This is a genomic window from Streptomyces sp. NPDC043176, assembly GCF_056436715.1.
In genome coordinates this window covers 240,367-264,114 of record NZ_JBWKCA010000005.1, presented here as the reverse complement: position 1 = coordinate 264,114, position 23,748 = coordinate 240,367, and the positions used below count along the sequence as shown (strand labels likewise).

The 23,748-nt window shown below is 69.9% G+C and carries 29 protein-coding genes; 26 read left to right on the top strand and 3 right to left on the bottom strand.

The features are described 5' to 3' along the window. Positions 1-15: 15 nt before the first annotated feature. The 21 genes from AC067A_RS10480 to AC067A_RS10380 all read left to right on the top strand — a co-directional run bounded on the left by AC067A_RS10480 (position 16) and on the right by AC067A_RS10380 (position 12,406). Positions 16-444, top strand: coding sequence for a hypothetical protein (locus tag AC067A_RS10480; RefSeq protein WP_478617334.1), 429 nt, complete (start codon positions 16-18; stop codon positions 442-444). Between the two features lie 71 nt (positions 445-515). After that, positions 516-1,169, top strand: a complete 654-nt coding sequence (locus AC067A_RS10475) for a hypothetical protein (RefSeq protein WP_478617331.1) — start codon at positions 516-518, stop codon at positions 1,167-1,169. Beyond that, on the top strand, positions 1,169-1,384 hold the full coding sequence (locus tag AC067A_RS10470; RefSeq protein WP_478617328.1) for a hypothetical protein: 216 nt from the start codon (positions 1,169-1,171) through the stop codon (positions 1,382-1,384). The genes AC067A_RS10475 and AC067A_RS10470 overlap by 1 nt, the downstream gene beginning before the upstream one ends. Next, entirely contained in the window at positions 1,381-1,536 is a 156-nt protein-coding gene (locus tag AC067A_RS10465) for a hypothetical protein (protein WP_478617325.1), read from the top strand. The genes AC067A_RS10470 and AC067A_RS10465 overlap by 4 nt, the downstream gene beginning before the upstream one ends. A gap of 57 nt (positions 1,537-1,593) precedes the next feature. Beyond that, a complete protein-coding gene (locus tag AC067A_RS10460) occupies positions 1,594-2,073 on the top strand; it encodes a hypothetical protein (protein ID WP_478617322.1) in 480 nt (159 codons plus the stop codon). A 69-nt stretch (positions 2,074-2,142) separates the two neighbouring features. Continuing rightward, positions 2,143-3,636 carry a DNA cytosine methyltransferase gene (locus AC067A_RS10455; RefSeq protein ID WP_478617319.1) on the top strand — a complete coding sequence of 498 codons (1,494 nt, stop codon included), beginning with the start codon at positions 2,143-2,145 and terminating at the stop codon, positions 3,634-3,636. Next, a complete protein-coding gene (locus tag AC067A_RS10450) occupies positions 3,633-4,049 on the top strand; it encodes a hypothetical protein (RefSeq protein ID WP_478617316.1) in 417 nt (138 codons plus the stop codon). Before AC067A_RS10455 ends, AC067A_RS10450 begins: the two co-directional genes overlap by 4 nt. Positions 4,050-4,073: 24 nt before the next feature. Next, positions 4,074-4,445: a hypothetical protein gene (locus AC067A_RS10445; protein WP_478617313.1), complete on the top strand. Its 372-nt coding sequence runs from the start codon at positions 4,074-4,076 to the stop codon at positions 4,443-4,445. An 88-nt stretch (positions 4,446-4,533) separates the two neighbouring features. Continuing rightward, positions 4,534-4,878, top strand: coding sequence for a hypothetical protein (locus AC067A_RS10440; RefSeq protein ID WP_478617310.1), 345 nt, complete (start codon positions 4,534-4,536; stop codon positions 4,876-4,878). Beyond that, positions 4,871-5,560: a hypothetical protein gene (locus tag AC067A_RS10435; protein WP_478617307.1), complete on the top strand. Its 690-nt coding sequence runs from the start codon at positions 4,871-4,873 to the stop codon at positions 5,558-5,560. The genes AC067A_RS10440 and AC067A_RS10435 overlap by 8 nt, the downstream gene beginning before the upstream one ends. Positions 5,561-5,720: 160 nt before the next feature. After that, on the top strand, positions 5,721-6,134 hold the full coding sequence (locus AC067A_RS10430) for a hypothetical protein (RefSeq protein ID WP_478617305.1): 414 nt from the start codon (positions 5,721-5,723) through the stop codon (positions 6,132-6,134). Continuing rightward, positions 6,131-7,177: a PP2C family serine/threonine-protein phosphatase gene (locus tag AC067A_RS10425; RefSeq protein WP_478617302.1), complete on the top strand. Its 1,047-nt coding sequence runs from the start codon at positions 6,131-6,133 to the stop codon at positions 7,175-7,177. Before AC067A_RS10430 ends, AC067A_RS10425 begins: the two co-directional genes overlap by 4 nt. Positions 7,178-7,272: 95 nt before the next feature. Then, complete coding sequence (locus tag AC067A_RS10420) at positions 7,273-7,623, top strand: hypothetical protein (protein ID WP_478617300.1); 351 nt, start codon at positions 7,273-7,275, stop codon at positions 7,621-7,623. 14 nt (positions 7,624-7,637) lie between these two features. Further along, on the top strand, positions 7,638-8,237 hold the full coding sequence (locus tag AC067A_RS10415) for a hypothetical protein (protein WP_478617298.1): 600 nt from the start codon (positions 7,638-7,640) through the stop codon (positions 8,235-8,237). Between the two features lie 82 nt (positions 8,238-8,319). Beyond that, positions 8,320-9,369: an N-6 DNA methylase gene (locus AC067A_RS10410; protein WP_478617295.1), complete on the top strand. Its 1,050-nt coding sequence runs from the start codon at positions 8,320-8,322 to the stop codon at positions 9,367-9,369. An 89-nt stretch (positions 9,370-9,458) separates the two neighbouring features. Beyond that, the gene (locus AC067A_RS10405) at positions 9,459-9,599 is read left to right on the top strand and encodes a hypothetical protein (RefSeq protein WP_478617292.1); all 141 of its coding nucleotides are present in this window, start codon (positions 9,459-9,461) and stop codon (positions 9,597-9,599) included. Between the two features lie 66 nt (positions 9,600-9,665). Further along, the gene (locus AC067A_RS10400) at positions 9,666-9,854 is read left to right on the top strand and encodes a DUF4314 domain-containing protein (RefSeq protein WP_478617289.1); all 189 of its coding nucleotides are present in this window, start codon (positions 9,666-9,668) and stop codon (positions 9,852-9,854) included. A 69-nt stretch (positions 9,855-9,923) separates the two neighbouring features. Further along, on the top strand, positions 9,924-10,754 hold the full coding sequence (locus AC067A_RS10395; RefSeq protein ID WP_478617286.1) for a hypothetical protein: 831 nt from the start codon (positions 9,924-9,926) through the stop codon (positions 10,752-10,754). A 56-nt stretch (positions 10,755-10,810) separates the two neighbouring features. Continuing rightward, positions 10,811-11,143 carry a DUF6349 family protein gene (locus tag AC067A_RS10390; RefSeq protein WP_478617283.1) on the top strand — a complete coding sequence of 111 codons (333 nt, stop codon included), beginning with the start codon at positions 10,811-10,813 and terminating at the stop codon, positions 11,141-11,143. Beyond that, the gene (locus AC067A_RS10385; protein ID WP_478617817.1) at positions 11,113-11,355 is read left to right on the top strand and encodes a DUF6349 family protein; all 243 of its coding nucleotides are present in this window, start codon (positions 11,113-11,115) and stop codon (positions 11,353-11,355) included. The genes AC067A_RS10390 and AC067A_RS10385 overlap by 31 nt, the downstream gene beginning before the upstream one ends. Positions 11,356-11,722: 367 nt before the next feature. Further along, complete coding sequence (locus AC067A_RS10380) at positions 11,723-12,406, top strand: hypothetical protein (RefSeq protein WP_478617280.1); 684 nt, start codon at positions 11,723-11,725, stop codon at positions 12,404-12,406. On the opposite strand, the gene AC067A_RS10375 is transcribed toward AC067A_RS10380, so the two are convergent. Beyond that, positions 12,375-12,851, bottom strand: coding sequence for a hypothetical protein (locus tag AC067A_RS10375; RefSeq protein ID WP_478617277.1), 477 nt, complete (start codon positions 12,849-12,851; stop codon positions 12,375-12,377). The genes AC067A_RS10380 and AC067A_RS10375 overlap by 32 nt on opposite strands. Positions 12,852-13,772: 921 nt before the next feature. On the opposite strand from AC067A_RS10375, the gene AC067A_RS10370 reads away from it, so the two are divergent. Next, positions 13,773-14,672 carry an ETEC_3214 domain-containing protein gene (locus tag AC067A_RS10370; protein ID WP_478617275.1) on the top strand — a complete coding sequence of 300 codons (900 nt, stop codon included), beginning with the start codon at positions 13,773-13,775 and terminating at the stop codon, positions 14,670-14,672. Positions 14,673-15,379: 707 nt separating this feature from the next. Here AC067A_RS10370 and argJ read toward each other — a convergent pair. After that, the gene (gene argJ / locus AC067A_RS10365; RefSeq protein ID WP_478617272.1) at positions 15,380-16,561 is read right to left on the bottom strand and encodes a bifunctional glutamate N-acetyltransferase/amino-acid acetyltransferase ArgJ; all 1,182 of its coding nucleotides are present in this window, start codon (positions 16,559-16,561) and stop codon (positions 15,380-15,382) included. Between the two features lie 429 nt (positions 16,562-16,990). On the opposite strand from argJ, the gene AC067A_RS10360 reads away from it, so the two are divergent. The 4 genes from AC067A_RS10360 (at position 16,991) to AC067A_RS10345 (ending at position 21,496) form a co-directional block, all read left to right on the top strand. After that, complete coding sequence (locus AC067A_RS10360; protein WP_478617270.1) at positions 16,991-18,643, top strand: penicillin-binding transpeptidase domain-containing protein; 1,653 nt, start codon at positions 16,991-16,993, stop codon at positions 18,641-18,643. A 193-nt stretch (positions 18,644-18,836) separates the two neighbouring features. Then, the gene (locus tag AC067A_RS10355) at positions 18,837-19,628 is read left to right on the top strand and encodes an AfsR/SARP family transcriptional regulator (RefSeq protein ID WP_478617267.1); all 792 of its coding nucleotides are present in this window, start codon (positions 18,837-18,839) and stop codon (positions 19,626-19,628) included. A gap of 274 nt (positions 19,629-19,902) precedes the next feature. Further along, positions 19,903-20,817 (top strand): MBL fold metallo-hydrolase, encoded by a 915-nt coding sequence (locus AC067A_RS10350; protein WP_478617264.1) that lies wholly within the window; start codon positions 19,903-19,905, stop codon positions 20,815-20,817. Between the two features lie 94 nt (positions 20,818-20,911). Next, a complete protein-coding gene (locus AC067A_RS10345; RefSeq protein ID WP_478617261.1) occupies positions 20,912-21,496 on the top strand; it encodes a BLIP family protein in 585 nt (194 codons plus the stop codon). Positions 21,497-21,600: 104 nt separating this feature from the next. Here AC067A_RS10345 and AC067A_RS10340 read toward each other — a convergent pair whose 3' ends face one another. Then, positions 21,601-23,655 carry a phosphocholine-specific phospholipase C gene (locus AC067A_RS10340; protein WP_478617258.1) on the bottom strand — a complete coding sequence of 685 codons (2,055 nt, stop codon included), beginning with the start codon at positions 23,653-23,655 and terminating at the stop codon, positions 21,601-21,603. Positions 23,656-23,748 lie beyond the last annotated feature (93 nt).

Below are 23,748 nucleotides of genomic sequence, written 5' to 3'. Positions count from 1 at the left end.
GACTGGAAGGACGACATGATCCAGCTGCCCATCCTCCGCACGGAGGTCCACGGGATCCTGGTCCTGGATGACAGTGCCTCCGTCCGCGCCCATCTGCGCACGCTGGCGGACCTGTACCGCGAGGACCCCGAGGGCGTCGGCGACGCCCTCATCCTCATCGCCGACCTCGGTGACGCGGCGGAGGAGGCCCGATGCTCCGGCGGTTGCGACTGCGCCGGACTCGCCCGGGACAGGGTTGTAGGCGACCTCCTCGTCGACATGGGGGGTGCGCGGGTCGCCCTCGATCCGCGCATTAGTCACCGTGCCCTCATGCAGGCCCGGGGGGTCGCCGGCGCCGCCCAGGCGATCGCGGACACCGCCAGGGCCCGAGCTGACGAACTCGCCGCCCTGGCCGCGATGGAGCGCAAGGCGCGAGAAGGCACCCGCCGCCCCGCCGCCCCGTAGCCCAGTCGTTCAACTCGTACCGAAATAGATCCCAACTCTGTACTGTTGAGTTCTGACCTCTTGGAGAGATCGTGTCCGACAACCCCCTGATCGCACCTCTGCCCAAACACCGCAACCTCGCGGACCCGCTGTGGGTGCGGCTGTGGAACGCCTATGAGCCGCTGATTAGCGGCCTGCGCCGCATCCCGCTGATCACCGATGTCGAGATCAGCGGAGGAGAGTTCGGCATCACCGCCGAGCTGACCGACGGCTCCCACCTGTGGATCGCCTCGACCGGGTCCCTCTCGCTGGACCCGTCTGAGACCGAGGGCTTCCTCGTCCGGCGAGCCCACCGCGACACCCCGACCGTCGACGAGCTGATCTACGACTCGACTCCCGACGGTCCCCAGGCCGAGCACCGCAACAACGTCGTCCCCCTGATCACCGCGATCGCCGCGTTCACCGCCGCCCGCCGCCTCGCACCTCCGGTCATCGACCTGTTCTCCATCCGGACCGTGGGCGCGTCCGAGACGCACACGCCCCACTCCATGCAGGGCCCGGACCTCTTCTCCAGCCGGGAGGAGGCCGTCAGGGAGTACGGCCAGCTGACGCACCGGATCGAGCACGAAGCGGGCTGGCGCCTCATCTACCAGTCGGACTCGACGGATTGGCCGCTCAGGATCTGGGACGCGAACGGCTCGGTCCTCACCGTCTTCGTCGCCGACGAGGGGCAGGCGATGTCCTGATGGACCGCCCCGGACCGTGCACCGCACAGACAGGGGAGTCCCGGCAGCCGGACGCGTGCCGCTGCTTCTTCGCCCACCCCCAGAACGACAGCCAGAGGGCGGAGATCGCTTCCGCGCTCGATGCGGCACGCCAGGCCGGCGGCGCCGTCGGGACGATGGTCGGCCTCGCCCAGCTCGGGCCCTGCCCGGCCCGCGCCGCGAAGGAGGCCCGTTGACCGTCCTCTACGGGCTGCTCGCGCTCGGTATCGGCATCGCGGCCGGTCTTGCCGTGCTCGTCGTCGACGAGATCCGGCACGAGGCCCGCCGCCGCATCCCGCGCTGCATGACCTGCGGCGAACTGCACCACCGGCGCGCCGCCCACCGCTGATCGCCCGCCGTCCGGTTCCCAACGGGCCGGACGGCACCCCGACTTCTTGGAGAACGCATGGGATACGACATCTACATCCTGGACCGCGAGGGCAAGCAGCTCTCGGGGCCGGAGAACTACTTCCGCGTCGGCTACTTCCAGATGCCGTCCGTCCTGGACGCGATGGACAACTTCGGGATGCTCACCTCCGTGGCCTGCCCCACGCCGAGCGCCGCCGACTACCAGCTGATGCCCGAGGACTTCCTGAACCCGAGCGAGAACGTCCCGGAGGTGGCGGAGCGACTGGCCGCCTACCGCACCGCCTGCAAGGTCGCGCGGGACATGGCCGACCCCGATCCGACCGGCATCCCCGCGTACAAGCTCAAGTTCAACGACGGCTTCCTCGTCACGGTCGCCGAGATCACGGCCGCCCTCGACCGCTACAACGCGCACCCGGGCGTGGACGCCGCAGAGCTGCCCCTCGGCGACCCGTCGTGGCGGCAGTGGACCGCCTTCCTGCGCCGGGCCAAGACGCACGGCGGCCTGCGCACCCACTGACCCTCACCCTGCCCGGCCCCGCAACCCGCGGGGCCGGGCCCTGGCATCACCTCTTGGAGAACAACCACCATGGCAACAGTCATCGACCTGCTGTGCGGCGCGGGAGGCAGCAGCACGGGGCTCGTGGAAGCGGGCCACGAACTCCTCCTCGGCATCAACCACTGGCGCCGCGCGATCGAGACCCACGCGGCGAACCACCCCGACGCCGACCACGTGTGCATCGACATCAGCGGCTTCCCCATGCGTCACCTGCCCAACGCCGACATCCTGTGGGCCTCGGTTATCTGCACCGAGATCAGCCCCGCGGGCGGGCGCCGGCGCCAGAGCGCCCAGACGGACCTCCTCACTCTCGTCGAGGACAAGGACGACTGGGAGGCCCTGACCAAGGACGCCTTCGAACGGACCCGCGTCACCGGCTGGTGCGTCGTCCGCGCCGCCGAGGCCAAGAAGTTCCGGGTCGTCGTCGTGGAGAACGTCGTCGAGTTCGGGATCGACTGGATCCTCTTCCCCACATGGATCCAGGCCATGGTGACGCTCGGCTACGACTACCAGATCACGTGCGTCAGCAGCGCCCACGTCGGTGACGAGACCAACCCTCGCGCCCCCCAGTGGCGCGACCGCATGTACGTCACCTTCACCCTCAAGACGATGCGGAAGCCGGACCTCGCGCCCCGCCCCCTCGCGTTCTGCCTGGAGTGCGGCGAGGACGTGAACGCGGTCCAGTCCTGGCACGTCGAGGGCACCCGGATCGGCAAGTACCGCCGGGATTACGTCTACCGGTGCCCGAACGCGGGCTGCCGCCATGCCGTGGTGGAGCCGTACGTTCGCCCCGCCAGCGACATCGTCGACTGGGGCGACCTCGGTACCCGGATCGGCGACCGCAAGAAGCCGCTCGCCCCCACCACGATGGACCGGATCAACGCCGGTCTGGCCAAATTCCCGCACCGCCCGAGTTCCATCACCCTCACCCATGGCCGGGACGGAGGCGACCGGGCGTACGCCCTCGAGGACCGCCCCCTTCCCACCCGTACCGCCAAGCAGGGAGACGCCCTCCTCGTTCCGACTGGCGGCTCGTGGAACACCGACGCCGCCAGGGTCGACGTGCCGCTGCGCACCCGCACGACCCGTGAGAGCGAAGCCCTCGTCACCGTGGAGCCGTTCATCGTCGAGTACCGCAACCACTCCACCGCCAGCCCCGCCAGCGAACCCCTCGCCAGCGTCACGGCCCAGGGCAACCACCACGGCCTGGTCACCGGCGGCCGTGTGCCCGAGCAGGCCCGCAACACCCTCGTCATCCCTTACCGCAAGGCCGCGGTCAGGACGGCTTCCGAGCCCATCCACACCCTGGCCACCCGAGACTCCGCCGCCCTCGTGCGCAGCGCCCCGGCCATCGAGGACTGCTTCTTCCGGATGCTCAAGCCCCGCGAACAGCTCGAAGGGCAGCGATTCCCGAGCGACTACATCGTCTACGGCACCCAGGCCGAACAGACCATGCAGGCGGGGAACGCGGTCAGCGTGAACGTCGCGGCGTGGATCGGGCGCCGACTGGAGGCCGTCCTGTGACCGGTACCCGCAACCTGTCCGGCATCCACGTCACCCAGCACGCCCCTTGCTGGGGCGACCTCGACTTCGCGGTGGCCGACGACCGGTGGAAGAACGCCACGGACCTCATCCGCCTGTGCGAGCCCGTCCTGTACGTGTGCGGCCACTGCCCGTTCCGCGCCGCCTGCATCCGACAGGTCCGCCCGTCCAAGAGTGAGTTCTCCGGCGTCTGCGGTGGACGTATCTGGGTCAACGGAGCCATCGTCCGCACTGTTCCGGACGCCGGTCCCGAGGATCTGCCGCCGCCGGTCAACCGCAAGGCGTGCGGTACGGCGGCCGGCGTGCGAGCGCACCGACGCGCCGTCGAGCAGCAGTGCCCGAAGTGCGAGTCCTTCGACCGGGACGGACAGCTCGAACTTCCCGAACCGGCCTGACGCGGCCTCCAAGGAGAAACCTTCATGCCCCGTGATCGCCAGATGCGTGACCTCCTCGGCCCGGTGGCCGCCGTCGCGCTCATCGCCCAGCTCAACCCCGACCTGCCCGTACCCGGCATCGAGTTCACACCCGTCTTCGACGGCTACCGCGAGCTCGGCATGGGCGTACGCCTCCACCTCCACCAGCCCGCCCCCGGCGCCTACGAGAGGTGGGCCCACCTGATCGGAGCCGACGACCCCGACTCCCACACCAACTCCAACCCCACAACCCGCGGCTCGGTGGTCCGCCGCACGTACGGAACCTACGCGGACATCCCCATCGAAGCCGTCGCCTTCGTTCCCTCCGCGCCGCCCGGCGCTGCCGCCGCCCCGGCCATCGACCAGCCGGCCGTCTGACTTCGCACACCCAACACCCCAACCGGCAAGCACGAAAGCGAGAACACCACGTGCACGAGCACATCCACGAACGGGGGTCGCGCGGCTCATGAGCCCCACCTACACCGAAGACGGGCTCCGTCACGACGTCGCCGACCCGGAGACGTGGAGCGTACGGATCTGCCTCGAACGCTGCACGACCTGCATCTTCCGCCCCGGCAACCTCATGGGCCTGGAGGAAGGCCGCGTCAAGGGCATGGTGGACCAGGCCGTCGCGGACCGCGGGCAAATCGTCTGCCACGCCACCCTCGGCACCGACACGCCGGCCATCTGCGCAGGCTTCGAGGTCCACCCCGTAGGTCGCGTGCATTCCCTCGCCCTGCGCCTGGCACGAGCCGGCGTGCTCCGGATCGTACGCATCCGGCCCGCGACCACAGGAACACGACGTGAATGACACCCACATCCGCAAGGGCCGCCTCTTCGCGGCCTGCCACCCGGAAGACACCGCGCGCCTGCGGATCGTCCAGTACGAGCCCGGGGATCTGCGAGCCCTGGTGGCCGACGCCGAGACCGACGCCCGGCGGCGCCTGATCCTGGTCACCAGCCTGCATGCCTCACCGCTCACCACCATGGGAGCAAGGCGCCGAAGCGGCTATGCCCCGGCAGATGTTGACCCGGGCGCCGAATCCCCGGCGGCGGATCCGCAGCAGCCGGCCACGAATGAGATCGATTGGTTCGACGGCCTGCCGGGGCGCAGGTTCAGGGTCGCGCTGCCGCCGCGGCTGATCCTGCTCAACGCCAACGAGCGTCCCCACCACTACCGCCGAGCCGAGATCACCAAGGTGCTGAGGCGTGCCGCCGCAGTCGCCTCGCGTCACGTGCCGCACCTGGAGCGGGCGCACCTCATCGGCGTCCTGCACCCGCCCACCCGCGGGCGCCGGGACCCGGCCAACTGGTACCCCTCCTTCAAGGCGGTTACGGACGGGCTCATCGACCAGGGCGTCCTCGACGACGACGACCACACGCGAGTCCTCGGGCCGGACATGCGCCTCGGCCAAGTAGTGGCGGGGGCGAGGCTCGTCATGCACATCCGCTCCCTGGATAAGCACAAAGCAGCCTGGAACAGGGCAAATTAAAGTCTCCTTGCGGTAGGGAAAATCAGCCGAAAATGTTGCCAACCCCCCTAATGCATATAGAATAGAAGCAGAAAGAGGGGGAAGCCCCACCCGAACTCCGCCCGGCGGCCGGTGAACTCACACCCGGCCGCCGGGCGGACTCACGCCAAGGAGGTCCACCGTGTACGTGCCCCTGCAAGACCCCTGCCGCGAGGGGGACCGGCAGGTCTGCGCCGCCACCCGCAGCCTCGCCCGCGCCATCCTGCGCCGCCTTGCCGTCAACGCGATCGCCATTGAGCCCCGCACCAGGGCCATCACGCTCACCATGGGCGGCGGCCCCTGGGCCTACGACCTGTGGAAGCTCTCCGACATCGACGGCCAGGAGCTCAGGGAATTCGACCTGCTCGGCCGACCGGACCCCGCCTGGGCCAAAGTCGCCGCCGACGCGGCGCACCTCATCCGCCTCGCCGACCTGCGCACCCACCCCCACGGCTACTACTTCGTCTACCCGCTCGAAGATGTCCGCGACTTCACCATCATCCTGCCCGCCCACTCCGACGGGCCTGTCCCTCGACGGAACGGATCCCTCGCATGACCACCCCTGCCGTGATCCTCTGGCCCGACGGTCGAACCCAGTCGCTCCACCCGCACCTGCGCCGAAACTCCCGACGCTGGGACATCGACCTCTATATCGAGGGCGCCCACCCCTACTCCCTCGGCCGACAGGCCACCCTTCACGCCGGCCTCCCCCGCGGCCCCATCAACAACCCCGCCCGCCAGGTCTGGATGAGCCTCACCGGAGGAAGTCTTCCCCCCGCGCTGCGCGGCCCGGTCGCCTTCACTGGACCCGCCGACCGCGACGGCACTCTGACCCCGCTGCCCGCCGAGAGCGCGGACCTCGTCCAGCGCGTGTCCGACCTCATGAACGGACTCGTCTACACGGTGCCGTTCACCGCCAGCGCGGAACAGACTCGTGGTGAGCGGACGTACCAGTGCGACGCTCACGCGATCCGGCACGACAAGAGAGACGGGCGCTCGGCCTTCGTCGTCCTCGACGGCATCGGCGCCACGTCGGACGCCCACCACTTTGCCTGGCGGTACGCCCCGCGCATCGCCCAGGAGGCCGTCCGGACGGGCAACCCGGTTAAGGCGCTCCAGGCTGCCCGGATCGCCGCCACCGCCGACCGTCAGGCGCGAGGGGCGACCGCTACCGCCATCGTCGCAGTCCTGGACTCCCGGCATTCCTACGTCCACATCGCCTGGTGCGGCGACGCCTGCGCCTACCGGGTATCGCGCTTCGGTGCCGCCATCCCCCTGACTGCGGACCACGTGCGTGCCGCTCAGCTGCACCGCCACGGTCTGCCCGTCGGGGGGCGCGGACTGCGGGGCTGGCCCGCCTCCAGCATCGCCGCCGGGACGATCAGTCAGCGGTTCATCGAGAGCCGCCGGGCACCCCGTCTCCTCCTGTGCACCGACGGCGTGTACGGCCCGCTGGAGCGATCGCACCGGCTGGGCCCGATCCTCGACAGCGCGGAAGACGCGAAGGGCGCTGCCGCCCAGTGCGTGCGCGAGGCGGTCGCGGCCGCCGGTGCAGACCCCGGCAACGGCACCGCCCTCGTCGTCGACCTGCACCACTGACCCCCACACCCATTCGTGAACGCCGCCCCATGCCCTTAATGCACATAGAAAAACAGCATGGGGTCGGCGCTCCTCACCACCAACAGGAGACCCACGTGCCCAAGCCCCCGACCACCCCGGCCTTTATCACCCCCGAACACCACCTCGGGGAAATGGTCCTGATCCTGCTCACCCGCGCACCCGACGACGCCGCCCTCCGCGCGGCCTCCGCCCTCATCGACAACGCCGCCGTCGCCGCATGGGCCCTCCGCCCCGACGCCCTCGTCCCCCTGACCCAGGAGCAGTACCGCCAGCTCCTCGACTACTTCGTCGCCCCCAACGTCTTCGACCTCGCCCTCTACCTCGGCGGCGACCGCACGCAGATCCGCACCCTCATAGACCACATCGCCGCCCAGCTCGACGAGGCCCTGTCCCACTACCCCGCCCCCAAGCGGACCGCTGAATAGAACCGGAGCACCTGATGCACGCAACCTCGATACGCCTCCTCGCCCAGCCGACGATCACGCGCTTCGGCATCGACCCGCGCGTTGCCGAAAGCGCCGTCCGGCGCATCCTGCGCCAGTTCCAGACCGAAGCCCGCGACCCCGCCGTCGCCCGCGCGGGGCGCACCCCCGACGAGTACCTCGCCGCAGCCCTGCCGGGCCCCCGCTTCCCGGCCGCCGTCCACGCCACCGCGCTCGCATTCGCCGGACGCGAGGCGGAGGCCGAAGCGTTGTGGGACGCGCACGTGAAGGGGGAGCGCGAAGCGGTGCAGCGAGCCCACCTCGCCATCCCGCCCACCGCCTTGCTCGACAACCTTGAGGCCATCCACAACGTGGGGACAACGCTCAGCCTCGGCCCCCGGCGGACCGAGCGCCTGGTCGCCGGCATCGTCCTCACGATCGCCGCCGGATACAAGCACCGCCCCCGCGACATGGAACACCTCAGCCTCACCGACCTCCTCTCCCAGGTCGACGCCGAGGAGCTGCAGACCTACCTGCTCCACGCCCTCCTCCTTGAGGACGGACGCCGGGAGGAGGCAGACGCACTCACGCGAGCCGTACTGAGGCACGCCGACTGAACACGTCTTGCCGCGCCAATCCCGCCTCCAGGGGTTGGCGCGGCGAGACCCGCCCGCGCACCATCTGATCCCGGAGAACGCCATGAATCAGCTCGACCTCTTCGCCGCCGAGCCGGAGGAGCCGCCCGCTCCACCCGCCCCCGCTCGCCGCTACCTCACCGACCTCCCGCCCGCACCCACCGCCACGCCGGCGACGATCGGCACCCTGCGCAGCGTCGCCCCGCCCACCCCGCCCAAGCCCACGCTGCGCCACCACCGCCCCTCGACGCGCGACCCCCACGCGCACGCCTTCGAGGTGGCGGAGGCTGTCAGCTACGCCTGGCACCACAACCAGGGCGGCGAGGACATCGCCATCCCGATCGGAACCGTCGCCACCCTCGCCCTGTGGCCGCTGCGCGGCCCCGACGCCTACCTCAGCGCCGACTGGTGGCTCAGTCTCAGTGACCAGGACCTGATGGCCGCCTTCCGCGAGTGTTGGGCCCGCTGGTGGATCAGCCGCCCCGACCTCATCGACCGCGCCGCCCCGCTGCACCGCTGGCTCGACGACGAGGAGCCCCCCGCCAGGCGAATCAAGGCCGTGCGCGCCGTCACCGAGGCCGCGCTCACCCGCGGCCTGCTCCACCGCACCAGCAGCGCCGACGCCGAGGTCCGCTCGGAAGCCGACATCATGGGCGCGCTCCTGGCGATCCTCCGCTCCAAGGGCAGCTCCGATGCGCTCGCCGAGGTCCACACGCCTCCCAGTGTGGCTGAACTGATGGCCCACATGCTCCTCTTCGATGCCCCGCTGGAGCCGGGCATGAAGTTCGACGAGCCAGCCGGAGGCACCGGCGGCCTCTACCGCGCCGCCGCCCAGGTGATGCGCGAGAGGAGCATCAACCCGCACGACTTCGGGTGGTGCCTCACCGACATCGACCCCCTCGCTGCTGCCGGAGCTGCCGTCAACGCGCTGCTGTGGGACCTCGGCCCGCACGTCCTCATCGCCTGCGGTGACACCCTCCTCGACGGCAACCTGGCGGCCAAGGCGGCACAGGAGGCGCGCGAGTCGATAGACCGCCGGGACCGTGCGCACGCCCAAGCGGTCATGCTTGCTGCGATCCGTAAGGTCGAAGCCTTGCTCGGAGAGGTGGCCTGACCTGCGGAAATCGAAAAAATAGATCTTGACCCTCCCCTGAATGCATATAGAATAAAAGCATCAGGAAGGGGGCCCCACCCCTGGACGACATGCCGTTCGGCATCACCCACCCGCACTGCACCGACCACAACATCACCTGCCCGGTTCCCGAATGCCAGGCATGCGCCTGCGACCACTGCCACGAGTGCGGCAACTGCGCCCACGAGATCTGCGACCACGACGCCATCTAGAACCCGCGGTCGGCCCCGCCACCAGCAGGGCCGACCACCACCCCACCAGCCCCAGGAGAGAAACCCATGACCTACGCCAAGGGCGACCGCATCGCCCTCGTCCACACCGACGACCCGCACACCGAACTCAAGCCCGGCGACACGGGCACCGTCACCCGATACGACCCCAACCTCGCCCAGCTCAGCATCGCCTGGGACAACGGCTCCACGCTCTCCATACTCCTCGACGACGGCGACGAAGTCCGCCCCGCCTGACCCCCGCCCCGCCGGCCCCGCCCTCAAGGGCGGGGCCGCGGTCGTACCACCAGACCTCTTGGAGAATCCATGCTCATCACCAACACCGCAGTCCAGGAAGCGGCCCTCACCCTCGCCCAGCGGCTCACCCTCGCCGACCCCGCCACCGGCACCTGGGCGCTCGACCCCCAGGCCCCCGCCGACGGCGCGGCACACCTCATCCACGACGACGGCCGCGGCCTCAGCTTCCGCCCCGTCTTCGGCGGCACCACCGCACAGATCTGGATCACCGGCGCACCCGCCCCCTCCCTCCCGACCGACGCCACCCCCGCCGAACGGGACGCGCACCAGGCGCAGCTCGCCCTCCGCCTGGCCGCCGGCCACCGCTACAACAGGGCCGTCACCCTCCTCACCGAAGACGACGACGTCGACCCCGCCGACCTCATCCTGGACACCGTCGAGAACCACCTCCTCCCCGCCTTCACCCTCAAGCCCCACTACGTCGGCCACCACCCCTGGGACGACCTCTTCGCGGAGGCCCTGTCCGAGGCCAACGACGACACGGACATTCCGGCCGACACGTCCCTCCGAGACTGCGGACCCGAGGCCCACACCAGGCCGGAGGCCGGCGCCAACGACGAGTCGATGCCCGACGACGCCCCCAAGCCGACGCCGGACGCCGGCATTGAGGCGACGCAAGAACCCGAGCCGGAGACCGGCACCGACCTGGACGCCGCCTCCGAGACGGCACCCGACGGCGAAGACCCCGACACCGCGGTGCCCACCCCGCAGCAGCCCGCCGACACGGCGCCGGCCTCTGAGGAGCCGCAGGCCGAAGACGCCACCACCGACTCCCGCCCGACCACGAAGCGCCGTCAGCGCCGCGGCGCCAAGAAGCCCACCCTGACGACCGCCTCCTGACCGGCCCTCGACCACGGGGCGCGGACGCAGCCCGCGCCGCGCCCCTGTGGAGACCCATGACCCACATCGCCGGAGCCATCGCCCGCCAACGCCACTACCTCTCCTTGTGGAAACGCCACGCCGACCGAGACGCCATCCGACAGGCCTGTTCCATCGGCTACGCAGACCCCGGATCCACCGGGCCCTACGGCGACCCGCCCGTCCCCGCCGAGCGGCACGCCACCACCTCCATGACCCGCGCCGTAGCCGACACCCGCTGGATCCACCGAGGCGCCTGCCTCGCCTGCCCCTGGGAAGGCGAGAGCCGCCGTCGGCGTGATGAAGCAATCGAGGACGCCCACGACCACACCCACCCCGGCTGGCGCGACCTGCCTATCCTCGGCAGGTAACCAACAGGCAAGGGGGGGGCAAGACCTGGGCGCAGCACGTTCGGGCCATCTACCCCGCTCAGTGGTTTGAGGCCGGCGGCCCGCTGCGGCTCTACACCACCCCGCCCTTCAACCGGCACGAGTTCGCAGCAGCCCCCGGAGGAGGGCTCAGTTTCTACACGGTGCGCCCGAAGAGGCCGCCTCTGAGGATCAGCAGCTCCTTCTTGGTGTAGAGAGCCTCAGCCGCTAGCCTGGCAGCGGATGTTGGGCCCCCGAGACGACCGTGAGGCTCCACCCCAGCACTCTCAATCTTCTGATATCCGGTCGGTCTGTCCCTCCCGTGTCGGGTAGCTTCGCTGGATGTCGTCTGACCCGTGGAAAGACCTGGCCTCCTCCCTTGAGAGGTTGCATGCCGCCTACTACGCGCAGCACGCGCGGCACGTGGATGTAGGTCCGATTCACGCTCCGGGATCGCCTGCTGCCCTGGAGTGTGCAGAAGAGCCGTTTGCGGGGGTGTGGGGAGCCACGCCGACTCGGGACGCGACCACAGACCTGATGCTGCCCGTGACTGGCGCTCTGGACCATCTATCGGCTCTGGCCGTGCTGTTGACGACCTCCGGCATCATCTACGCGCCTTTCACGGTGGCCCGTACCGTCTTGGAGATCTCGGTTCAGGTCTGGTACCGACTCGAACCAGGGATCAGTGCCGAGGAGCGGGCGATCCGGAATATCAACGTTCGGCTGAAAAGCTTGTGGGAGCAGAGCCAGCTGGCCGGTCGAGACGCGAGTGAAGGGGCGGAGAGGATCCGGCTGGGGTCGCGTCGACGGATGGACAGGATCCTTCAGGGCGCGAGGGAGCAGAACCTCACTGTCCGCGGGCGGGCGGATGATAGAAGGCCGCCCTGGGTGGGGTCGGAGCTGAAGGGCACTGGGGCCCTGGCAAGCGAGTGCGTGTCGTCGGAGTCCCCCACGCTGGGCAGGTTGTTCTGGCGTCTCTACTCGGCAACCACTCACGGGCAGACGCACGGTCTGGCCATGGCGCTCACACCAGCCGCGCCAGACAGCGGCGCTCCTGAGATCTCGGACATCGGCGTCGGTACGGTCGAACTCTCGGTTCAGGATGCCGCGATTCGGTGTGCAGGAGCTGCGCTCGCCTGCCTCGCCATGCTCGAACGCCTCTTCGCTCACCTCGGGTGGGACGAGACCGAGCTGCGCAGCGCGAAGGCAGCCCTGCTGTACACGTGGTCTCGGGTCAGCCAGATTCCTCCCGCTGTGGGTCAGTGAGATCGGAGTCCTGGTCGCCGTTGGCGGGAGGCCGTACGACTTCCGGGGCTGGGTCAGGATCGATGTCGCGGGCGAGGTAGACGCCGACGACCTTCGTGGAGCCGGTGTCGTCGGCGAGGTACCGGGCCTGGCCGAAGCGACGGGCCTGGATCTGGGCGATCTCGGTCTCGGCGTCGTCCATGTCCCATCCGGTATCGGTGAGGGTGCGGATGGCGGCCTCCAGGGACATGACGCCGGCTTCGAAGACGTTCACGACCTGGGTGAGGACGGTGGCCTTGTCGGTAGGGGTGAAGCTGTCGAAGGCGAGGCGGGCGGCCTGGACAGTGATCCCAGCCCAGTTGGGGGCCTGTCCGGCAAGGTGGAGGGGCTGGACGAACTTGAGCAGCAGGTTGTACTTGGAGGCGCGGGCCAGGCGCATGGCGCCGATGACTGGGCCGCCATCCATCCCGGCAACCCCCGCATCATCACCGACACTGCACGCGCACTCGGCCTCGACGACCATGACGCCCAGCACTCCACTGCCACCCTCGCCCACGAAGGCAACCTCGGCGCGTCAGCATCCTCCGCGTCCTCGAGCGCACCCACGACGACCCGCCCGAGCACGGCACCCCGGGCCTCGCCATCGCCTACGGACCCGGCTTCAACACCGCAGCCCCCCGAGGTACCTGGCACACCCCATGACCGGTGCAGGTCTCTGACCTGCGGAAACGTCGAAGCAGCTACCGAATTCGGGGATTGCTCGGCCCGGATTTGGCCACGTACCAACATTCGCATGTGGTCCGACAGGCGAAATCGGTAGCCGGAATCCGCTACAAGCAATCCGGTAGAGCCGCGACATTGATCTGCGCAGATTGCTAGATTGGCGTCACAAGCCAGCGCACTAAGTAGTGCGCTGGGGTGGATTCCGGTCGACAGTTCGACAGCGGGGTCCACCACATAGGTGGGGGCGCCCCCGAAGGAGCGCCCCAGTGGGTGGACCTGGTTAGGATCCGGCGCTCTTCCCGTGTAGGACAGCTACCAACTGGCCTGCGTTCACGAGGATTGAGCAGAAAAGCAGGATCCTGTCCAGGTTCCTCAGAACCCAGTCGTAGATCCTCCTCCACCACGGAGGTCTGTCGAGCGGCATCAGGTGTTCCACTGTCCCTTCATCTGGTCGCCATCAAGTTGCCCGACCGGGAAGGAACTGTGGGCGTGACACGTCGTCATCGCCTCATGGGCGACGGTAGTCACTCGACCTCTCTCCTGTCCTGAGAATCCTGGGTTTACAGCTCACGTGTTCACCGCAACGCCTCTGGCACATGCCGAAGGTCTGTATGGGTGGTCAAAAGCCGTACCAGCAGGCCGAGTCGTCCTGCATGCTTCGGTCATGCCCGTCGCACAAGAGCCCTGGTACAGCACCACCCTGAACGTGTGGACCCTCGCCGCCACCCTGGTCGCCACGATCACCCTGACGAAGACCGTGACCGCCGCCTGGCGCGCGTCGTTCGGGCGCCGGCGCCACGTCATAGCCAGGCTCCGTAGGATCGCCCCACAGGTGAGTCCCGACCACGTGGAGGAGCTCTTCGGCGAGCCGACTTGGATGTCCTCTCAGACCGTCCACCGGTACGAAGGCGAGACCCCAGTACCCGAGGAGGACCTCGAGGTCGAGCTGACCAAGCGCACCTGGAAGCTCGGCCGGTTCGGGTACCTCGTCACCTGGTCGACCAAGAACGCCGTGGAGATCTACGGCATCACCACTACCAGCCGGCGGTTCGGCCCGCGGCTCCTCGTCAACGGCACCCGGGTCAAGCTCGGCAGAACCCGGCTCGCCACCCTCCCGAAGCCGCAGAGCTTCTGGTCCCGGATCGGTGCCCACCGATTCACCTACATCGAGTCGGTCTACGGCGCGAACCCCGGCGGCTACCGCACCTGGTACGTGGGCGTGAACGACATCGGCTACTACCCCCTGGCGCCCGTCGGCATGGACGAGACATCCGAGGCGGAGCACGAGGCCTTCCGCTCGGTGGCCCGCATCAACACCGTCCTCGTGAGCACGGCTCTCTTCCGCGAGGTCAGCGACGCCACGATCTTCGTGAATTCCTTCGGCCCCGACCAGGACGAGATCCGCCTCCTCGAACCCAGTATGCGCTTCGTCCACAGCTGGACGGACACCGTACGAAGCCGCTGGAGCGCCTGGCGCTGGAGCTGGAACTGGCACTACGAGCACGCGTACCGCAGGTACGACAAGGCACTGGCACGCGCCAGGGGGAACGCCGCCGAGTCGTAGCCGCGCTGATCACAAGGCGCGGGGCCCGTCCCCGGAGGGGTGTGTCCCGTGGGTCTGAAGAAGCTCGTCATCGACGCTTGGGGATGGGCGAACTATAGGCCTGTCTGCAGCGACGGCCACGGCATGCCCAGCCGCCGCGCCTTCCCCCAGGTCAACGCCTCCTAGGTACCCGACGGCGAGGCGGAGTCTCTGCCCGCTGGAAAGGTAATCCGTCGGCCGGGACTTCGCTTCAATCCGGTCAGCTGGGCTGGACGCCCAAGCGATCCCGCGAATGGCCACAGATGGACGGGGATTGGACAGAGGTTGGACACAAGGAGAGGAAAGGACTGGCAAGAGCAGGAAAGAAGATGCCGCTTCAACCTGTCTGACCAGGCAAAACATCAGTTCTCGTCACTGAACGCCAAGGGCCGCCAAGATCCCCAAAGGACTCATAATCCGTCGGCCGTGGGTTCGAGTCCCACCCGCCCCACCACAGCCCGTGGCTGCAGGAAGGTTTTCCCTGCGGCGACGGGCTCTTCTCGTCCCACGGTGCACCGAGGTGACGCGCCTCACGGGAACGACACGCCGGGGCTCACCCGGATGCGCTCCCTTGGCGCAAAAGAGCCCCCGTGGTCCGGGCCCGGCCGCGGGCGTTCCCGTCGGGGCGCGGGCGGAGCGGGCCGGCCGGGAGCGGCGACCGCCCCCGGGCCGGCCGGGCGGGTTCGGCGTCAGGTGGTGTACTCCGAGTTGAGGCGCACGTACCCCTCGGTGAGGTCGCAGCCGTACACGGTGAAGGCCCCGTCGGCGATGCCGAGGTCGACGCCGATGACCACCTCGTCGCCCCGCAGGTGCTCGGTGACGGCGTCGCGCAGCGCGTCCTCGTCCTCGGCGCCCCCGGCGCGCGGCGGGTAGACCTCGACGTCCCCGAAGCGGACCGTGACCCGCTCCTGGTCGATGTCGGTGTCCTCGGAGCACTTGCCGACGGCCATGGTGACGCGGCCCCAGTTGGGGTCGCAGCCGTGCACCGCGGTCTTCACCAGCGGGGAGTTGACCACGGCCTTGCCCACGCGCTTGGCCTGGAGGTCGTCCCGGGCGCCGGTGACCTGGACCTCGATGAGCTTGCTCGCGCCCTCGCCGTCGCTCGCGATGTCCTTCACCAGGGCCAGCGCGACGGTGTGCAGCGCCTCCTCGAACTCCGCCGGGTCCACCTCGCCGGCGAGCCCGTTGGAGAACAGCGCCGCGGTGTCGCTGGTGGAGGTGTCGGTGTCGATGCTGACCGCGTTGAAGGTCCGGTCCATCACCCGCCGGAAGATCCGGTCCTGCTCCTCGCGGTCGAGGCGGGCGTCCGTGGCGAAGAACGTCAGCAGGGTCGCCATGTCGGGCTCCATCATCCCGACGCCCTTGGCGATGCCCACGAGGGTGGCTCCGCCGACCCGGACCCGGACCTCCTTGGGCCGGGTGTCGGTCGTCATGATGGCGCGGGCCGCCCGCTCGAAACCGCCCTCGGGGAAGGGCGGCGCGAGCGTCTTGAGGTGCTGCCGGATCCGCTCCATCGGGTACTGACGGCCGATCACCCCGGTGGAGGCGATGAGGAGTTCGTCCTCGGGGATGCCGAGGGAGCGCGCGACGGACTCGCGCACCTCGCGCGCGTTGGCCTCGCCCTCGCGCCCGGTGGCGACGTTGGCGTTGCGGGCGACGACCACGACGCCGTGGGCCCGGCCGTCCGCCGCGGCCTCGCGGCTCAGCAGGACGCTCGGTCCGGCGAACCGGGAGCGGGTGAAGACCGCGCTCACCGTGGCCGGGGCGGTGGAGGCGAGCACGGTGAAGTCGTCCCGGCCGTCGTCGATCAGTCCCACCGGTGCCGTGTGGACGACGAAACCCCGCGGCGCGTGCGGTGTGGGCTCGGACATGAATGCGTCTCCTGTCGCGTGGATGGCGGGGCGGCGGCGACGTCCGGCACCCCGATGCATCACTTCCAGGGTTTCAGCATATCTATGCATGGGCAAGAGGGAGGGGGTGCGGCCGGGGGGTGGGCGGGGGTCGACCCCGTGCGATCCGGACAGTTCCCGTTCAGGGGAACGGGCGTTCGCAGAGAAGTCTTCAGTGGACTAGTCCACTAGTCGATCTTCACGGTGTCCGTTTCCGGCCCTGCGCTTTGTTCCGTATTGCGGGTGGCCACGGGGGTGAGGCCCGCCCCGTTCCTTCATTGCGGCCGACGCCTTCACGGCTCTGACGGTTCGTTATTCTTGCGCTTTTCACGACTTCTTCACGTGCGTGGCTGTCCTGAAATGCGCGCACGGGGAGTGGCGTAAAAGGCCGGTCCGCATAATCTCGGCTCCATGGCACGTTATCGAAATCAGGACGGCTTACCCCGCACGCGGCGGGCGCGTAAACGCGGCTCCTCGGTCGTCGCGACCTGCGTGGTGCTGGCCGCGGTCGCGGGGGTCGGCTACTGGGGATATTCCGCGCTGCTCGAGGACGACGACGCGAGCGACCCCCGGGTGGTCGAGGCGACGAAGGCGCTGACCGCCTTCCTCGACGCCTGGGAGGCGGGCGACGCGCCGCGCGCCGCGAAGCTGACGGACACCCCGGACGGTGCCGAGTCCCTGATCAAGTCCGTCATGGGCAACCTGAAGCCCGCCAAGACGCAGATCGAAGCGGGCTCGGGGGAGCTCAAGGAGAAATCGAAAGTCCTCATTCCGTTTACCGTGAAGATGGACATCCCCGGGGCCGGCGCGTATTCCTGGCAGTCGAAGGCCGACGTGGTCGAGACCGGCAAGGTATGGAAGGTCGAATTCCGCACGGAGATGGTCCACCCGCAGATGGTGCCCGGGCAGACCCTCGCCCTCGACGCGCACGACCGGGCCGCCGTCCTCGACGCCAACGGGCGCGAGCTGCGTGCCGCCTCGATCGTCGGCGCCGTCGACCCGCAGACCGGCAAGGGCGTCTCCGGCCTCGAAGCCCGCTACGACAAGCAGCTCGCCGGCGGCTCGGGCCGGAGCAAGTCGGTCGTGGTCGTGGACCGCCAGTCCGGCGAGCCGGTCAAGACCCTCTCCGGCGGCGGGGCGACCCAGGGCAAGCCGGTGCGCACGACCATCGACCCGAAGATCCAGGAGGCCGCCGCCGACGCCCTCGACGGCGTCACGAAGAACGCCGCCCTCGTCGCGATCGACCCCACCAACGGCCACATCCTGGCCGCGGCGAACATGCCCTCCGGGATGAACCGCGCCCTGGAAGGCCGCTACCCACCCGGCTCGACCTTCAAGGTGGTCACCGCCGCCGCCCTCCTCAAGGGAGGCATGAAGCCCTCGGACCGCGCCGACTGCCCCAAGTTCGCCAACGTCAACGGCCAGCGCTTCGAGAACCAGGACCAGTTCACGCTGCCGTCCGGCTCCACCTTCCGGGACAGCTTCGCCCACTCCTGCAACACCTTCTTCGTCGACTCCCGGGGCAAGCTGCCCGCCGCCGGCCTGCGCGACGCCGCCCAGGCCTTCGGCATCGGCGGCTCCTGGGACGTGGGCACCATCACCTACGACGGCAGCGTCCCGGTCTCCAACAGCGACAACGACAAGGCCGCCTCCACCATCGGCCAGGCCCGGGTGCAGGCGTCCCCCCTCGTGATGGCCTCGATCGCCGCGACCGTCAAGGAGGGCGTCTTCAAGCAGCCCGTCCTCGTGCCCGAGGCCGTCCGCGAGAAGTACGAGGCTCCCGCCCGCCTGGACCCCGGGGTCGTCGACTCGCTGCGGAGCATGATGCGCGCGACCGTCACCATCGGAGCCGGAAAGGCCCTCCGGGGCATACCCGGGGAGCCGCACGCCAAGACGGGCACCGCCGAGTTCGGCACCGAGACCCCGCCGCGCACCCACGCCTGGATGATCGGCTACCAGCAGGACCGCAACCTCGCGTGGGCGGTGCTGCTGGAGGACGGCGGATCGGGCGGCCGTGACGCGGGTCCCATCGCCGCCAAGTTCCTCAAGAACCTGGTGGGGTGACATCGGGCTTTTCACGGCGGTGAGGTTCCGGCCAGAGACCGTTTCCGCATCCACGACGTTTCTCCCCTGCCCCCTAGGATCGGCGCCCGTACAGACAAGGAATGGCAAGTACTGGCCAGACGAAAACGCATCCGGCCATGCTCGTCCCTTTTCCGGCCGAGCATGGCTCGTCTTCGACGGGGGAAGTTAAGCCATGAGTACGTGCAATGAGGCGGCGATCCGGCTTCTCGGTCCGGTGGCCCTCGTACGAGAGGGCGAGGCGACGCCCATCCAGGGGCAGCGGCAGCGACGTTTCCTCGCCTCGCTCGCCCTGCGGGCCGGGCAGATCGTCTCCAAGGAGGCGATCATCGAGGACTCCTGGGACGGCGAGCCGCCGATCACCGTCACGGGCCAGCTGCAGACCTCGGCCTGGATGGTCCGCAAGGCCCTGACGCAGGCGGGCCTGCCCCGGGACGTGCTCCGTTCGCACGACCGCGGGTACGAGCTGTGGGCGCCCCGGGTCTCCGTCGACCTGTTCGTCTTCCGGGACGCGGTCCGCGCGGCCCGCGAGCTGCACCAGCGCGGCAGGCACCGGGACGCGGCCGAACGGCTCGACGCGGCGCTCGCCCTCTGGCGCGGACCCGCCCTCGCCGACGTCACCTCCGGCCGGCTCCGCCTCAAGGCCGAGTCGCTGGAGGAGGAGCGCACCGCGGCCGTCGAGCTGCGCGCCCAGGCGGACCTCGGCCTCGGCCGCTTCACCGAGGCGATCAACCGTCTGTCCGGACTGGTCGACCACGACCCCTTCCGGGAGGACCTGTACGCGAAGCTCATGATGGCCTACTACGCGGAGGGCCGTCAGGCCGACGCCATCCAGGTCTTCCACCAGGCGAAGAAGATCCTGCGCGAGCAGATCGGGATCAACCCGGGCGTCCCGCTGACGAAGGTGATGCAGGCGATTCTGCGCCAGGACGAGCACTACCTGAAGGTCGGCAGCACGAACAACTGACCGCCCACGCGGGCCGTTTCGCGGGCCCCCGTCCCTCGCCCCGGCGAGTGGCGGGGGCCCGCACGCGTGTTCCGCACCCCTCGCCCGGTCCCCCGTTCGAAGGACGGGGGTGACGTGAAAGGCACCATACGTACCGACACCTCCCGTATGGTCGCCCCATTCCAAGGGATCACGCACGGCAAGGGCGGCAACGTTGTCTCAACGACGGACGGTACTCAAGGGAGTTCTCGCGGCATCGGGGGCCGCGATCGCCGGGACGGGAACGTCCGCCGCGGTGCCGACGCCCGGACGCGGAGGCCCCTTCACCACCCCTGTCGAGCTGCGCTGGCTCGGCGTCGCCGGCTGGGAGATCGTCATCGACGGCGACCGCAGCATCGTCTTCGACCCGTACCTGAGCCGCATGCCCTGCCTGGGGCCGCACGGCGGCCTCGACGCCGGCCTCCCGCTGCGGACCGACCCCGCGGCCGTGGAGCGGGTGGCCGCGCACCACCTGGCCGGAGCGCCCGAACTGATCCTGGTCAGCCACGGCCACTTCGACCACGTGGCGGACGTCCCCCAGCTCCTCGGCCGCCCGGAGTGGCGGCGCCGCCGGATCCGGACGGTCTGCGACGAGACCGTCCGTCACCTGATCACCGCCATGGGGGCGCCGCCCGAGCGCGTCGCCGACGTGATCCAGGTCAGGGGAGGCGAGTACCTCCAGTTCGACGGGTACACCGTGGAGGTCTTCCGCAGCCTGCACAGCCAGCTGGCCGACCACGGCTCCTTCGCGCCCGGCCGCCGGGACGCCCCGCCCCGCAGGCCGGCCACCCTCGGCGACCTCGTCGAGGGCGAGACGTTCGCCTACCAGGTGTCCGTCGACTCGGGCCCGACGATCCTGCTCATGGGCGCCAGCAACTTCGTCGAGCGCGAGCTGACCGGTATCCGGCCGGACGTCGCCCTGGTGCCGATGACCTCGCACGGAGCGGTGCACCGCTACCTGGAGCGGCTGCTGCGCGTCACGGACAACCCGCCGCTGCTGATCCCGACCCACCACGACGACATGGTCACGCCGCTCGGCGCCGCCACCGCCGTCGCCTCCGACGACGGGCCCTCCGCCTTCCAGCGGCTGTCCCGGTCGGCCCCGAGCGGCTGCCGCGTCCTCGACCCGAGCCCGCTGCGATCCGTGCCCCTCAACACCGCGTTCGCCTGATCCGGCCACGCGGAGCCGGCGGAGATCACCGGGAGAGTGCCCTCGGAAAGGATGGCGTGCGTCCGGGAGACATCCGACAGAAGGGGTGGAGAGCATGAGGAAGACATGGCGTGCCGCGGTCACTTGCGCCGCGGTGGGGGCGGCGATGCTGGGCGGCACCGGCGCCGCGCAGGCGGGCACCACGGCCTTCAGCTTCACGGTCCAGGAGTACGAAGCGGTGCCGTTCGGCACGGACCGTGCCACGGTCTGGCAGACGGTCGTCGGCGCGTCGCAGTCGCCTCCGCCGGGCTCGGCGAGCGGCTGGTGCGAGAACAGCGGCTCGACCATCCAGTGTTTCACCGCGAGCGGCGACTACGTGCCGTACGGGAACTTCAACTTCAACACGGCCGGCAAGCTGGTGTCGAAGCAGAACGAGTTCCTGTACAAGCCGTCGGCTCCGTCGATGACGCTCGCGAAGTACAACCAGGTCCAGCTGGGCATGTCCGAGACGCAGTTCTGGTCGATCGTGTCCAAGGCGTCCTGCGTGGTCCGCGAGGAGGCCTACCCCAACTGGCCGTCCACCACCGGCCACAAGCTCGCCTACAAGTGCGACGCCTCGACGGGTCTGTTCCCGCCGGTCGGGTACTTCGACCTGACCGACGGCAAGGTCACGTACAAGTACCAGCGCGCCCTGACCTGACCTGACCGGAGCGCCGGGGCCGTACCGGGGCGGACGGGTGCGCGCACCCGTCCGCCCCGGCGGCGTGCCGGGGGTGTCCCGCCCGATCGGCGGGACGGAGGCCCTCAGTACGTGAGGATGCCCGGGTCCGTCACGCCCGCCGCGCCCGTCTCCACGTGACCCGCGAGGCGGCGGAGGTAGTCCGCCGACGCCGAGGAGGTGACGGTGACGTCGTACCAGCGGCCGGAGGAGCCGAGGGGCACGGTGTGGGCGACCGTGGCGCCCTTGGCGACGGTCAGCGTCACGGGCGTGCCGCCGTACGCGTTGGCGACCGTCACCTGGGCCGCGGCGCCCGCGTTGGTGAAGGTCAGCGCGAGGCCGCCGGTCGCGGCGTCGTGGCGGGCGGTGACCTCGGGGACGGCGGTCTTGCCGGGGGAGCGGAAGCGGCGGAGGAAGCCGTTGGGGCCGTGGACGGTGAGGTCGGTGAGGCCCTTGGAGTACTTGGTGTTCCAGGTGTCCGCGATCGACTTGTTCGCCTCCGTCGTGTACGTCCAGGGGGCGTCCGTGCGGTTCGCCGACGTCACGTAGAACTGCGCGCCCGCCTGCGGGCCGCCGCTGAAGGCGAGGCGGTAGGTGCCGGCTGCGGTGTCCGCGGTGCCGTCGACGTAGGGGGCGTACTTCAGCGGCCGGGTGGGCTTGGCGCCCGGCTCCTGGCGGGGCATCGTGCCGACCGCCGGAGCGGTGGCCAGGAAGTCGGGGTGGCGGTCGCGGTCCGGCGGGTAGTAGCCGTCGGTCGGCGGCAGCGCGGCCGGCTGCGTCTGGGTGCGGGTGAAGTCGAAGGCGGTGGTCAGGTCGCCGCAGACGGCCCGCCGCCAGGGGGAGATCTGCGGTTCGCGGACCCCGAAGCGGGTCTCCATGAAGCGGATGACCGAGGTGTGGTCGAAGGTCTCGGAGCAGGTGTAGCCGCCGGTGGACCAGGGCGAGACGACGATCATCGGGACGCGGGGGCCGAGGCCGTACGGACCGGCGACGTACCCCGTCTTCCCCGGGAAGTGGTCGAGCGCGGTCGGCGTGGTGGAGAGGCCCTGGGCCGCCGAGGCGGGGACGTACGGCGGGACGACGTGGTCGAAGAAGCCGTCGTTCTCGTCGTACGTGATGAACAGGGCCGTACGGGCCCACACGTCCGGGTTCGAGGTCAGCGCGTCCAGGACCTGCGCGATGTACCAGGCGCCGTAGTTCGAGGGCCAGTTGGCGTGCTCGGAGAACGCCTCGGGGGCGGCGATCCAGGACACCTTCGGCAGCCGGCCGGCCTGCACGTCGGCACGCAGGACGTCGAAGAGGCCGTCGCCGTTCTTGGCGTTCGTGCCGGTGCGGGCCTTGTCGTACAGCGGGTTGCCGGGCTGGGCGTTCCGGTAGGAGTTGAAGTACAGCAGGGAGTTGTCGCCGTAGTTGCCGCGGTAGGCGTCGTTGATCCAGCCCCAGGAGCCGGCGGCGTTCAGGCCGTCGCCGATGTCCTGGTAGACCTTCCAGGAGACGCCGGCCGCCTCCAGGCGCTCGGGGTAGGTGGTCCAGCCGTAGCCCGCCTCGGCGTTGTTGAGGACGGGGCCGCCGCCGGTGCCGTCGTTGCCGGTGTGACCGCTCCACAGGTAGTAGCGGTTGGGGTCGGTGGAGCCGATGAACGAGCAGTGGTACGCGTCGCAGACGGTGAAGGTGTCGGCGAGCGCGTAGTGGAAGGGGATGTCCTCACGGGTGAGGTACGCCATCGTGGCCTTGGTCTTGGCCGGTACCCACTGGTCGTACCTCCCGCCGTTGAAGGCCTTCTGGCCGCCCGCCCAGTCGTGGTTGAGGCCCTGGAGGAACTCCATGCCGAGGTGGTCGCTCGGCGGCCGGAACGGCAGGGTCACCTTGCTGCCGTCCGCCTGGTTCCAGACCGACTTGCCGCTGGGCAGCGTCACGGGACGGGGGTCGCCGAAGCCCCGCACACCCTTCATCGCGCCGAAGTAGTGGTCGAAGGAACGATTTTCCTGCATCAGGACGACGATGTGCTCGACGTCCTGGATCGTGCCCGTGGAACCCTGCGCCGGTATGGACGCGGCGCGCGCGATGCTCTCCGAGAGCAGGGTGAACGCGGCGGCCCCGCCGGTCAGCTGCAGGAACCGGCGGCGATTGAGGTCGGCCATGGGGGGATTTCTCCTCCGGGGTGAGTACGGACGGTGGGGTGCGGGTGCGACGGCCGGGCGGGCCGGCCGACGAGCGCCCCAAGGAGAGCGCCC